Consider the following 12,071-nt stretch of genomic DNA (forward strand, 5'->3'; position numbering starts at 1 on the left):
CATGGAGGCCCGGCCCGGTTATCCACAGGCCGAGCATGTCCGGGCCGCTTGTCAGTGGCAGGCGCTAGCGTCATGGACGTGAAGCGATCGACTCAAGCAAACCGGGTGGAACCCATGGCAGGAACCGACCGCGAGAAGGCGCTCGACGCCGCGCTCGCACAGATTGAACGGCAGTTCGGCAAAGGCGCCGTGATGCGCATGGGCGAGCGGCCGAACGAGCCCATCGAGGTCATCCCCACCGGGTCGACCGCTCTCGATGTGGCCCTCGGCGTCGGCGGGCTGCCGCGCGGCCGCGTGGTGGAGGTGTACGGGCCGGAGTCCTCCGGTAAGACGACCCTGACCCTGCACGCGGTGGCCAACGCCCAGCGGTCCGGCGGCACCGTCGCCTTCGTGGACGCGGAGCACGCCCTCGACCCCGACTACGCGCAGAAGCTGGGCGTGGACACGGACTCGCTGATCCTGTCCCAGCCGGACAACGGCGAACAGGCGCTGGAGATCACGGACATGCTGATCCGTTCCGGCGCCCTCGACCTCATCGTGGTCGACTCCGTCGCCGCGCTGGTGCCGCGCGCGGAGATCGAGGGCGAGATGGGCGACTCCCATGTCGGCCTCCAGGCCCGGCTGATGAGCCAGGCACTCCGTAAGATCACCGGTGCGCTGAACCAGTCCAAGACCACCGCGATCTTCATCAACCAGCTCCGGGAGAAGGTCGGCGTCATGTTCGGCTCTCCGGAGACCACCACCGGTGGCCGGGCGCTGAAGTTCTATGCCTCGGTCCGTCTGGACATCCGCCGCATCGAGACCCTCAAGGACGGCACCGACGCGGTGGGCAACCGCACCCGCGTCAAGGTCGTCAAGAACAAGGTCGCGCCGCCCTTCAAGCAGGCCGAGTTCGACATCCTCTACGGCCAGGGCATCAGCCGCGAGGGCGGTCTGATCGACATGGGCGTCGAGCACGGCTTCATCCGCAAGTCCGGCGCCTGGTACACCTACGAGGGCGACCAGCTCGGCCAGGGCAAGGAGAACGCCCGCAACTTCCTGAAGGACAACCCCGATCTCGCCAATGAGATCGAGAAGAAGATCAAGGAGAAGCTCGGCATCGGCGTGAAGCCCGCGGACCCGGCCGCCGAGCCGGGCCCGGACGCGGCGGGTGCCGTGCCCGCCGCGGAGCCGGCGAAGCCCGTGGCGGCCCCGGCGGCCAAGTCCGGGTCGAAGGCGGCCAAGACCGCCGCCGCGAAGAGCTGATCCATGACACGGCGGACCGACTGGCAGGACGGCCCGGGCCGTCCGGAGCCCCCGGACCGTCCGGATCGCGGCGCCCCCTCCTCGTCGAGGGCCGAGCAGGGGACGCCGCTCGGCCCGGAGGAGCAGGCGCGGGCGATCTGCCTGCGCCTGCTCACCGGGACCCCGCGCACCCGTCAGCAGCTCGCGGACGCCCTGCGCACCCGCGGGATCCCCGATGAGGCGGCGGAGGAGGTGCTGTCCCGGTTCGAGGACGTCGGGCTGATCGATGACGCGGCGTTCGCGGAGGCCTGGGTGGAGTCCCGGCATCACAGCCGGGGCCTGGCCCGCCGCGCGCTGGCCCGGGAGCTGCGCACCAAGGGCGTCGACTCCGCGTTGATCGCCGATGCCGTGGGGCAGCTCGACGCCGATCAGGAGGAGCGGACCGCCCGCGAGCTGGTCGAGCGCAAGCTGCGCACCACCCGCGGCCTCGACCGGGAGAAGCGGCTGCGCCGCCTCGCCGGAATGCTCGCCCGCAAGGGATATCCCGAGGGGGTGGCACTCCGGGTGGTGCGGCGTGCGCTGGAGGAGGAGGGCGAGGACCCGGAGCTGCTGGAGCACCATCTACCCGACGCCTGACGCTCCGGCCGACGGTCGGACCCTCCGGCTCACGTCCGACCCTCCGGCCGACGTCTGGTCGACGCGGGACCCTCCGGCCCACGGGGCGCGGGCCGGGGAAGTCAGTGCACCGGGAGACCGGCCGCCCGCCAGGCCTGGAAGCCGCCGGCCAGATCGGTCGCCCGGGTCAGGCCCAGTTGCCGCAGCGAGACCGCCGCGAAGCTCGACGCATAGCCCTCGTTGCAGACCACCACCACCTGAAGATCGTGGTGCGTGGCCTCGGGCAGTCGGTGGTCGCACTGCGGGTCGAGCCGCCACTCCAGCTCGTTCCGCTCGACGATCAGCGCCCCGGGGATGGTGCCGTCGCGCTCGCGCAGCGCCGCGTACCGGATGTCCACCAGCAGCCCGCCCGCGGACTGCACGGCAGCGGCCTCCTCGGGGCCGAGGCGGTCCAGCCCCTGGCGTGCCTCGGCCAGCAGCTCGTCCACGCTCCGCTTCGTCACGTGTGCCGTGCCCATCGCGTTACTCCCATTCCTGCGGCTGCTCGACCTGCTCCAGCCGCAGCACCTGGCCGGTGCGGCTGTAGCGCCGCATCAGCGGCAGCGGCGGAAAGTAGGCGTGCACCGACACCGCATGCTGTTCCGACGACGGGTTGATGACCTCGTGGACATGGTGTGCACCGAAGGCCCGGCCGCGCCCGGCGGACAGCCGCCGTTCGCGGTCCACGCCCTCGGCCAGTTCGAGGGTCTTCCAGCCCTCGGTGGGCAGGCGGACGGCCAGCGACTGTTCGTTCAGCTCACCGGCCGCCGTCACGAACGCCCCGTGTGAACCGCCGTGGTCGTGCCAGCCGGTGCCGGTGCCGGGCGGCCAGGCGATCAGCCACGCCTCGCTGCCGCCCGGGCCGTCCAGCCGCAGCCAGGTGCGGCCCTCGGGATCGAGCGGGAGCGAGGCGACGAGTTCGGCGTCGGCGGCGGTCCGGCGGACGAAGTCCAGCAGATCGGCCTCGCTGGGCGGCGTGGCGGGACCGGCCGAGGGGCGCGCGGGGGAGAGAAGGGGTGCGTCAGACACGGAAACCGTCCTGGATGATCGCGAAAGGGGCGCGGCCGGGCCGCGCGGGAGGAAAAGCGGATCAACAGGACGGACGACACACGCAGCCCGCGTAGCGGAGGAGGTCCAGATGGACCCTCCGCCAGAAGCGAGGCAGGCCGGTGTCAGTCACGCTCCGCAGTGAAGCATGAGCCGGACGGGGAGGTCAATCACACCGGGTGCGCCCCGGGACGGCCCACAGACCGGCGTACGACGTCAGCGCCATGATGGGCGCGGGGGCGCGTGACGCACTCCTCACTACCGCTACCGGCGTGCCGTGGCCTCCGCGTCCCGGTGCTCCCCCCGGGCGGTGTCCCCGCCCCGCGCCGCGTCCGCGCACGCGTACAGCTCGGCGGGGCGTACCCCGGACAGCGCCGCGGCGAGATGACCGTCCGGCCGCACCAGCAGCACGGTGTGGGCCGGAGCCCCCGGGTACTCCTCGGCGACCAGCAGCTCCGTACGCATCGGCAGGGCCGACACGGCCGCCGCCAGCCGGGGCATCAGCCCGGCGCGCATCCAGTGGCGGCGGTCCCACACCCCGGTGCCCGGGGCGACCAGCACCACCAGCAGCTCCCGGCCCAGCCGTTCCCACAGCCGCACCACCGCGCCGTCCGGCGCGGTCACGCGGACGTCGGCCACCGGCCCTCCGGTGGGCGTGCCCACCGTGACGGAGCCCTCCGGGGGCGCCGCGGGAGCCAACGGGGAGCGGCTGTAGGCGGGGGGAGCGCCCAGGGGGCCATGGCCGAGGTGACCGTCGGTGAGCAGCGCGTCATGGCCGCGCGTGCCCCCCGGCAGCACCGTGCGCCGTACCGCGCGCCACCCCCCGGCCGCCCGGACCAGCGGTAGCGCCTGGTCGGCGGTGCGCAGCCGCGCGGCGACGGCCGTCCGCCGCTCCGCCTGATAGCTGTCGAGCAGGGCGTCGGAGGCGCCGTGGTGCCAGGCGAGCGAGAGCTTCCAGGCCAGGTTGCCGACGTCCCGCAGCCCTTCTTCGAGCCCCTGGGTGCCCAGGGCGCCGTGCAGATGGGCGGCGTCCCCGGCGAGGAAGGCGCGGCCCACGCGCCAGCGCCGGGCGAGCCGGTGGTGCACGGTGTGCACGCCGGTGTCCAGAAGCTCGTAGGGGATCGCGGTTTCCTCGCACCACCCCGCGAGGGTGTCGCGCACCCGGACCATCAGGGCGTCCGGGGTGACGAGGTCGCGGCCCGGCGGGAGCAGCCAGTCGATCCGCCAGACGCCGTGCGGCAGCGGACGGGCGGCCACCTCCGCGTCGATGCTGCGCCACGGCGGCGAGCGGTGCAGTACGGCCTCGCCGGGCCAGGGGAGGTCGGCGCGCAGGGCGGCGACGGCGTGCCGTTCCACCGCCGTACGGCCGGGGAAGCGCACCCCCAGCTGCTTGCGGACGGTGGACCGGGGGCCGTCGCAGCCGACCAGGTGGCTGCCCCGCCACCAGGTGGCCTGGGCGCCCCGGGTCCGTACGCTCACCCCCCGCGCGTCCTGCTCCACGGTCTCGACGCGGGTGCCGGGGACGATCCGTACGAGGTCCTCGTCGCCGATGGCGGCCAGCGCCGCCCGCAGCGCCCGGGTCAGCTCGTGCTGCGGCAGATGCAGCGGGGAGGACACCGGCGCCTCGGGTTCGCCGTCCCGAGGGGTTCCGTCCCGAGGGGATCCGTCCCGCGCGGCCCCGTCCCGTCCGTCGCCGTCTTCGCGGGCCGCCGGGGGAGGGGCGCCGAAGAGCGGGCCGGGCACCAGGGGCACATGCCGTACGAGCTGGCGGCGGCGCAGGGTGCGCCATCCCGTCCACGGCCGCGCCCCGGCCGTGGCCCGGCAGCCGAGCCGCTCCAGCAGGGCGGCGGTGTCCGGGCGCAGCACGACGGTGCGGGCCAGGCGCGGCTCGTCGCCTCCGGTGGTCTCGTCGAACAGCACGACAGGGACGTCCAGCCGGGCGAGTGCGAGGGCCAGGGTGAGCCCGACAGGGCCCGCCCCGGCGACGATCACCGGGTCCACGGCGCGGTTCCCATGGCCCTGCGGGGCGTACGTGACGTACGGAAACTGGCAGTTGAAACCCGGTGAGCGATCACAGAAAGCATGCAACCGACTGCGAGTGCCCGCGTCAAGCGGCGACGGGCGGTGGCGCAGCGCCACCGCCCGTCAGGACCCGGTTGCCTCAGCCGGTCTTACCGGCAGGCTGCTCCGGCCCGGACTGGTCCACCGTCTCGAGCGCGTCGCCCGCCGCGAGCGGCTGGGCGGCGTCCGCGACCGGGATGCCGGTCTTGGCGCGCCGGCCGCGCCGTTCGATCCAGGTGGCCAGGGAGGAGAGGGCCAGGCACAGCGCGATGTAGATGGTGCCCCCGACGATGATCACCGGGACGTACGGGTTGTCGTCGTTGACGACGATGTTCCCGGCGAGCTGCTGGAGCTGGAAGAGAAGCTCCTGGTAGGTGATCACGTAGCCGAGCGAGGTGTCCTTCAGGGTCACCACGAGCTGGCTGATGATGGTCGGCAGCATCGCCCGGACGGCCTGCGGAATCAGGACCGTCGTCATGACCTGGGTCTTGCTCATGCCGAGGGCGTAGGCGGCCTCACGCTGCCCGCGGGGCACCGCGTTGATGCCCGCCCGCAGCACCTCGGCCTGCACCGAGCCGTTGTAGACGGTCAGCCCGACGACCAGCGCCCAGAAGCCGGTGCTGTCTCCGGTGAGGCCCAGGTCGGTGCGGTAGGTGAGGAGGAGCACCCACAGCACGTAGATGGTGATGAGCAGCGGGATGGCCCGGAACAGCTCGATGAATCCGGTCGCGAGCCAGCGCACGGGCTTGTGGTCCGAGAGCCGGGCGACCGCGAGCACGACGCCCAGGACCAGCGAGAGCACCGACGCCACGGCGAACACCTGGAGGGTGGTGAGCACGCCGTCGCGGATGCTGGTCCGCACGCCCGCGTAGTTGAAGATGTCCCACATCTCCGGCGCGAACTGACCCTTGGCGTTCAGCCGCACGACCGCGAAGGCGATCAGGCCGAGGACGGCGAGGGTGCCGAGGACCGAGTAGACGCGGTTGCGGATACGGGCCTTGGGGCCGGGCGCGTCGTACAGGACGCTCGCGCTCATCGGGCCACCTCCAAACGGCTCTCCAGCAGTCGGAAGGCACCGCTGATGGTGAAGGTGATGACGAGGTAGCACAGGGCGATCCACAGGAAGATCCACCCGATCGCGAAGCCCTTGTCACTGAGCAGCTTCGAGATGCTGAACAGCTCGGTGTTGCTGAAGGCGCCCGCGATGGCCGAGTTCTTCGTCAGAGCGATGAAGATGCTGCTCATCGGAGGGATCACGGTGCGGGTGGCCTGCGGAAGGACGATCATCCGCAGCGTCTGGGCGAAGGTCATGCCCAGACTGCGGGCGGCCTCCGCCTGGCCGAGCGGCACGGTGTTGATACCGGACCGCACGGCCTCGCAGACGAAGGACGACGTGTAGCAGCCCAGCGCCAGCATCGCGAGGACGAACGGACTCGTCCCCGGGAAGAAGATCTGCGGGACCACGAAGAAGGCGATCAGGAAGAGCAGGGTCAGCGGGGTGTTGCGCAGCAGGGTGACCCACGCCGTGCCGAAGGCGCGCAGCGGCGGTATGGGGGACACCCGGAAGCCGGCCATGATGATGCCCAGGACGAGAGCGAGCGCCGCACTGGCCGCCGTGAGGGCGAGGGTTCCCAGGAACCCCTCGCGGAACTGGGGCAAATGATCGAGGAGTACGTTCATCGATTCTCCGCGGTAGCGGTCGGGTCAGCGGCGTGCGGAGCGCACCGGCTTCACGGGTGAACGGGGGACCTGACCTGCTCAGTAGCGGGGCAGCGGAGTCTTCGGCGCGACGTAGGTGGAGCCGGACTTGCCGATCGTGCCGACGTAGGCCTTCTTGTAGTCACCGTTCTTGATGTGCTTCTCGAGCGAGTCGGTGATCGCGTCGCGCAGCACCTTGTCGTTCTTGTTCATCCCGATGCCGTACGGCTCCTCGGTGAACGGCTTCTCGACCAGCTTGAGCTTCGACGGCCGCTGGGCCGCGTAGCCCTTGAGGATCGCGTCGTCGGTGGTGACCGCGTCGACCTGGCCGTCGAGGAGCTGCTTGACGCAGAGCGAGTACTTGCTCAGCTCGGAGGTCTTGGCCCCGTACTTCGGCTTCTTGATTTCCTGGAGCGGGGTGGAGCCGACGATCGAGCAGACCTTCTTGCCCTTGACGCTGTCCGGGCCGGTGATGCCCTTCTCGTCCTTGCGGACCAGCAGATCGGCACCGGCCTGGTAGTACGGGCCCGCGAAGCCGACCTGCTTCTTGCGCTCGTCGTTGATCGTGTAGGTGCCGACGTAGAAGTCGACCTGGCCCTTGGAGATGGAGGTCTCGCGGACGTTGGTGTCGACCGTCTTGAAGGTGATCTTGTCGGCGGAGAAGCCGAGGTCGGCGGCGACCATCTTGGCGATCTCGATGTCGAACCCGGTGCGCTTGCCCTCGGTGTCCACGAAGCCCAGGAAGGGCTGGTCGGCCTTGGCGCCGATGACGATCTTGCCGCGCTTCTGCGCCGCCTTCAGGGCCGGCGAGTCCAGCTTCACGTCCTTGGCGACGGTGTACGAGCCGTCGTAGACCTCGCCGCCCTTCGGCTTGTCGCCTGCGGTGCCCTTCTCGCCGCCACAGGCGGTCGCGGTCGCCGCCAGAGCGAGTGCCACCGCTGCGGCCGCTGCCGTGTTACGCATCCTCATGGTGCTGCCCCATCCTTGGTTCCGTACGTCTTCGCGGACTTGACGTCATCGCTGCCTTGACGCGCTTGCGTCGCCGTGGGCTCAGTGGTGGAGGATCTTCGAGAGGAAGTCCTTGGCCCGGTCGCTGCGCGGGTTGTTGAAGAACTGGTCCGGCTCGGCCTCTTCGACGATGCGGCCGTCGGCCATGAAGACCACGCGGTTCGCTGCGGAGCGCGCGAAGCCCATCTCGTGGGTGACGACAACCATCGTCATCCCGTCCCGGGCGAGCTGCTGCATGACCTCCAGCACCTCGTTGATCATCTCCGGGTCGAGCGCCGAGGTCGGCTCGTCGAAGAGCATCACCTTCGGGTCCATGGCCAGCGCGCGGGCGATGGCCACGCGCTGCTGCTGACCGCCGGAGAGCTGGGCGGGGTACTTGTCCGCCTGGGCGCCGACGCCCACCCGGTCGAGCAGCTTCCGGGCCTTGTCCTCGGCGGCCTTCTTGTCCGCCTTACGGACCTTGATCTGGCCCAGCACCACGTTTTCGAGCACTGTCTTGTGCGCGAAGAGGTTGAAGGACTGGAAGACCATCCCGACGTCCGCCCGCAGGCGGGCCAGCTCCCTGCCCTCCTGGGGCAGCGGCTTGCCGTCGATCGTGATGGAACCGGCGTCGATCGTCTCCAGCCGGTTGATCGTGCGGCACAGCGTGGACTTACCGGATCCCGACGGTCCGATGACGACGACCACCTCGCCGCGGGATATGGTCAGGTCGATGTCCTGGAGGACATGCAGCGCGCCAAAGTGCTTGTTGACTCCGGACAGCGCGACCAACGCGTTCGCCACCGGCGCGGCGTCCTTGGTCACCGATACTTCGCTCATTCGGCTTTCCGCTCCCGTCCTCCTTGGTTGGGAGGACATTAATGAGCAGCCACAATCAGCGTCATTACATCTGAGCGGAAATTGAGGATAACGATCTGGCTTCGGCGCGGCACTCTGTGTAAAGGGCCTCAGGGGCGTCGTACCGGCTGCATAACGGAAACCTTCCTGTGACTGTATGCGTCTTGACGCATGCGCGTGTATCGGAGTGGATTCCTTGGGGCCGTGTCTTCGGTCACGTTTCGGGGCCGCGCAGGCACAGGGCGCGCACCCATGAGAGGGAAGGTGGAGGAGGGGCCGGTGAGGCTGCTGCTCGTCGAGGATGACAACCATGTGGCCGCGGCCTTGACCGCGGTGCTGTCCCGGCACGGCTTCGACATCACCCACGCCCGCGGCGGCGAGGAGGCGCTTCAGGCGCTGCTGCCCGGTGCGGGTGCGCCCTTCGGCGTCGTACTCCTCGACCTCGGACTGCCGGACCAGGACGGCTTCGAGGTGTGCGGCCGGATCCGCAAGCTCACCGCGACGCCCGTGATCATGGTGACCGCGCGCTCCGACGTGCGGTCCCGCATACACGGGCTCAACCTCGGCGCCGACGACTACGTGGTCAAGCCGTACGACACCATGGAGCTGCTCGCCCGTATCCACGCCGTCAGCAGGCGTACCCTCCCCTCCGACTCCGGTGCCGGGGCCGGTACGGAGGAGAGCGGGGAGGGCCCGCAGCCTCCGCTGCGGCTCGGCCCGGTCACCATCGAACTGCCCACCCGCCAGGTCTCGGTCGACGGCACGACGGTCTCGCTCACCCGCAAGGAGTTCGACCTGCTCGCACTGCTCGCCCAGCGCCCCGGCGTGGTCTTCCGCCGTGAGCAGATCATCAGCGAAGTGTGGCGCACCAGCTGGGAGGGGACCGGACGCACCCTGGAGGTGCACATCGCCTCGCTCCGCTCCAAGCTGCACATGCCCGCCCTGATCGAGACGGTCCGCGGCGTGGGCTACCGCCTCGTCGCCCCGGTCGGCTGAGCGGCCAGGGCCTCCCGCGTGCGCACCCGTCTCCTCCCGCTGCTGATCATCCTCATGGCGGGCGTCCTGCTCGCCCTCGGCTTCCCGCTCGCCGTGAGCCTGGCCGCCCGTGAGCAGCAGCGCGTGGTCGTCGACCGGATCGACGACACCGCCCGCTTCGCCGCGCTCGCCCAGTTCGTCACCGCCGGGCCGACGGCCGTGACGGGCGCGAAGGACGGTGAAGGTGGTGAGGGCAACGAGCGGCTCAATACGCTGAGTTCGGAACTCGCGCGCTATCACGATCTGTACGGCATCCGGGCCGGGGTGTTCTACCGGGACGGCCTGCGGATGGCCAAGGCGCCCGCCGACTGGCGGCTGCCCCGGGACGGGAACGGCGCCGAGGCCTTCGACGAGGCCCTCGCCGGGCGCCGCAGCCACGATCCGCCGCAGGTGTGGCCCTGGCAGCAGGGCAGGCTCACCGTCGCGTCCCCCGTCGTACGGGACGGGGACGTGGTGGCCGTCGTCGTGACCGACTCGCCCACCGGCCGGATGCGCTCGCGCATCCTGCACGGCTGGCTGGTCATCGCGGGCGGGGAGTGCGCCGCGATGCTGCTCGCGGTGGGGGCCGCGTTCCGCCTCACCGGCTGGGTGCTGCGGCCCGTACGCATCCTGGACACCGCCACGCACGACATCGCGACCGGGCGCATGCAGTCGCGGGTCGCGGCCGCCTCGGGCCCGCCGGAACTGCGGCGGCTGGCCCGCTCGTTCAACGAGATGGCCGACAACGTCGAGGAAGTCCTCGAGCAGCAGCGGGCCTTCGTCGCCGACGCCTCCCACCAGCTGCGCAACCCGCTCTCCGCGCTGCTGCTGCGCATCGAGCTGCTGGGGCTGGAGCTGCCCGACGGCCATGAGGAGATCGCCTCGGTGCGCACCGAGGGCAAACGCCTGGCCCGCGTCCTGGACGACCTCCTCGACCTCGCCCTGGCCGAGCACACCGCGGCCGACCTGCGCCTCACCGATATCGCCGAACTGGCCGCCGACCGGGTGGACGCCTGGCTTCCGGTCGCCGGGCGCGGGGAGGTCGGTCTCGCCTACACGGGCCCCCCGGCCATCACCGGCTGGGCCGATCCGGTGGCCCTGTCCAGCGCTCTGGACGCGGTCGTCGACAACGCGCTGAAGTTCACGCCCCAGGGGTCGCACGTGGAGGTCTCGGCGCGGGCCGACGGCGAGACCATCGCCCTGACCGTCGCCGACGGCGGCCCCGGCCTCACCGAGGACGAACTGGCCCGGATCGGCGACCGCTTCTGGCGCAGCAACCGGCACCAGAACGTCTCGGGTTCCGGACTGGGCCTGTCCATCTCCCGTGCGCTACTCACGGCGGGCGGCGCCACCATCACCTACGCGCCCAACGAGCCCCGCGGACTGTGCGTCACCATCACCGTGCCGCGCAGCAAGCCGTAGAGAGGCGCAGTGAGGTGCCCTGCCGTCAGGTGCTTCACACGTCAGGTGTTCACGGCTTCTCCGAGCGGTAATAGCGCGCGGCGCCCTTGTGCAGCGGCAGCGGATCGGTGAATACGGCCGTCCGCAGGTCCACTTTCTGTGCGGCGTGCACCTTCGCCCCGATGCGGTCCCGGTTCTTTATCACCGTGTGGGTGACGCCCTTCGCCAGCTCAGGGTCCACCCGGTCCGTGGTGACCAGGAGATTCGGTACCGCGATCGTTTTGACGTCATCCGGCTGACGTATCTCCTGATACGCGTCGGCGGGCACGGTCGCCGCCCGGTAGTAGCGCGTCACCCCGCCCTGCCGGTGCAGCGGGCCGATGAGGTCGCCGAGCTGGACGAGCCGGATCGGATACTCCTGTGCCAGGGTGCGCACCGCGGTGGTCGGCAGTCCGCCCGACCAGAAGAAGGCGTCCAGCTTCCCCTTCCGCAGCAGCTCAGGCATCGTGTCGATACCGGAGCGCACGGCCGTGATGTCCTTGTCGAAGTCGAGTCCGGCGGCCTTGATCAGCCCCCGCGTGATCAGCTGTACGCCCGAGCCGTCGTCCCCGACGCCGACCCGCAGCCCCCGCAGATCCCGCGCCGAGCGCACCGTGGAGCCGCGCGGCACGATCAGCTGCATGTAGTCGTCGTACAGCCGCGCGCAGGCACGCAGCCGCCCGGCGTCCCGACCGTGGTAGGCAGCGACGGCGTCGGTGGCGGCGATGGCGAAGGTGGCCCGGCCGCGGGCCAGCCGCTCCACGTTGTCGGGCGACCCCCGGGTCTCCAGGAGCGTGACGTCCACATCGGGGAGGTCCCGGGACAGGTCCCGCTTCAGCATCTCGCCGTAGGTCTGGTAGACGCCGGTGGACACCCCCGTCGCGAAGGTCACCTTCCCCTCGGGCTTCTCCCCGCCGCCGACCGGCAGGAGCCACCACAGCAGCAGCGCGAGGACGACCACGCCCGCCGCGGCGGACTGTAGGGCGCGGCGCCGGTCCGGGCGCGGAAGAGTGACGGCCATGGGCAGGATCCTGCCAGCCCCCGCCGCGGGAAGGGAGGGGCGGGGGAGCGGGACGAGCACGTACCCT

General features: G+C 71.1%; 13 protein-coding genes. 4 read left to right on the forward strand and 9 right to left on the reverse strand.

Translation table 11 applies throughout. The features are described from left to right. Positions 1–114 precede the first annotated feature (114 nt). Together recA and recX are read left to right on the forward strand one after the other, a co-directional pair. On the forward strand, positions 115–1,245 hold the full coding sequence (recA, locus tag HYQ63_RS30970) for a recombinase RecA (protein ID WP_179937106.1): 1,131 nt from the start codon (positions 115–117) through the stop codon (positions 1,243–1,245). Positions 1,246–1,248: 3 nt separating this feature from the next. Continuing rightward, entirely contained in the window at positions 1,249–1,860 is a 612-nt protein-coding gene (recX, locus tag HYQ63_RS30975) for a recombination regulator RecX (RefSeq protein WP_179937107.1), read from the forward strand. A 101-nt stretch (positions 1,861–1,961) separates the two neighbouring features. On the opposite strand, the gene HYQ63_RS30980 is transcribed toward recX, so the two are convergent. The 8 genes from HYQ63_RS30980 to HYQ63_RS31010 all read right to left on the reverse strand — a co-directional run bounded on the left by HYQ63_RS30980 (position 1,962) and on the right by HYQ63_RS31010 (position 8,511). Continuing rightward, positions 1,962–2,357 (reverse strand): rhodanese-like domain-containing protein, encoded by a 396-nt coding sequence (locus tag HYQ63_RS30980; RefSeq protein ID WP_179937108.1) that lies wholly within the window; start codon positions 2,355–2,357, stop codon positions 1,962–1,964. Between the two features lie 4 nt (positions 2,358–2,361). Beyond that, positions 2,362–2,907 (reverse strand): cysteine dioxygenase, encoded by a 546-nt coding sequence (locus HYQ63_RS30985; protein ID WP_179937109.1) that lies wholly within the window; start codon positions 2,905–2,907, stop codon positions 2,362–2,364. 61 nt (positions 2,908–2,968) lie between these two features. Further along, positions 2,969–3,058 carry a putative leader peptide gene (locus HYQ63_RS46110; protein ID WP_324618140.1) on the reverse strand — a complete coding sequence of 30 codons (90 nt, stop codon included), beginning with the start codon at positions 3,056–3,058 and terminating at the stop codon, positions 2,969–2,971. Between the two features lie 131 nt (positions 3,059–3,189). Next, positions 3,190–4,926, reverse strand: coding sequence for an FAD-dependent monooxygenase (locus HYQ63_RS30990; RefSeq protein WP_179937110.1), 1,737 nt, complete (start codon positions 4,924–4,926; stop codon positions 3,190–3,192). 160 nt (positions 4,927–5,086) lie between these two features. Further along, a complete protein-coding gene (locus HYQ63_RS30995; protein WP_179937111.1) occupies positions 5,087–6,022 on the reverse strand; it encodes an amino acid ABC transporter permease in 936 nt (311 codons plus the stop codon). Beyond that, a complete protein-coding gene (locus tag HYQ63_RS31000; RefSeq protein WP_179937112.1) occupies positions 6,019–6,666 on the reverse strand; it encodes an amino acid ABC transporter permease in 648 nt (215 codons plus the stop codon). Before HYQ63_RS31000 ends, HYQ63_RS30995 begins: the two co-directional genes overlap by 4 nt. 78 nt (positions 6,667–6,744) lie before the next feature. After that, the gene (locus HYQ63_RS31005) at positions 6,745–7,653 is read right to left on the reverse strand and encodes a glutamate ABC transporter substrate-binding protein (RefSeq protein ID WP_179937113.1); all 909 of its coding nucleotides are present in this window, start codon (positions 7,651–7,653) and stop codon (positions 6,745–6,747) included. Positions 7,654–7,734: 81 nt separating this feature from the next. Continuing rightward, the gene (locus HYQ63_RS31010; protein WP_009714604.1) at positions 7,735–8,511 is read right to left on the reverse strand and encodes an amino acid ABC transporter ATP-binding protein; all 777 of its coding nucleotides are present in this window, start codon (positions 8,509–8,511) and stop codon (positions 7,735–7,737) included. 297 nt (positions 8,512–8,808) lie between these two features. Between HYQ63_RS31010 and HYQ63_RS31015 the strand changes: the two genes are divergently transcribed. Continuing rightward, positions 8,809–9,525, forward strand: a complete 717-nt coding sequence (locus HYQ63_RS31015) for a response regulator transcription factor (protein ID WP_179937114.1) — start codon at positions 8,809–8,811, stop codon at positions 9,523–9,525. 18 nt (positions 9,526–9,543) lie between these two features. Further along, a complete protein-coding gene (locus tag HYQ63_RS31020; RefSeq protein ID WP_179937115.1) occupies positions 9,544–10,965 on the forward strand; it encodes a HAMP domain-containing sensor histidine kinase in 1,422 nt (473 codons plus the stop codon). A gap of 49 nt (positions 10,966–11,014) precedes the next feature. Here the strand turns inward: HYQ63_RS31020 and HYQ63_RS31025 are convergent, their stop codons facing one another. After that, the gene (locus tag HYQ63_RS31025) at positions 11,015–12,004 is read right to left on the reverse strand and encodes a TAXI family TRAP transporter solute-binding subunit (RefSeq protein WP_179937116.1); all 990 of its coding nucleotides are present in this window, start codon (positions 12,002–12,004) and stop codon (positions 11,015–11,017) included. Positions 12,005–12,071: the final 67 nt, after the last annotated feature.

This window comes from Streptomyces sp. Rer75, assembly GCF_013414305.1.
Lineage (GTDB): Bacteria > Actinomycetota > Actinomycetes > Streptomycetales > Streptomycetaceae > Streptomyces > Streptomyces himastatinicus.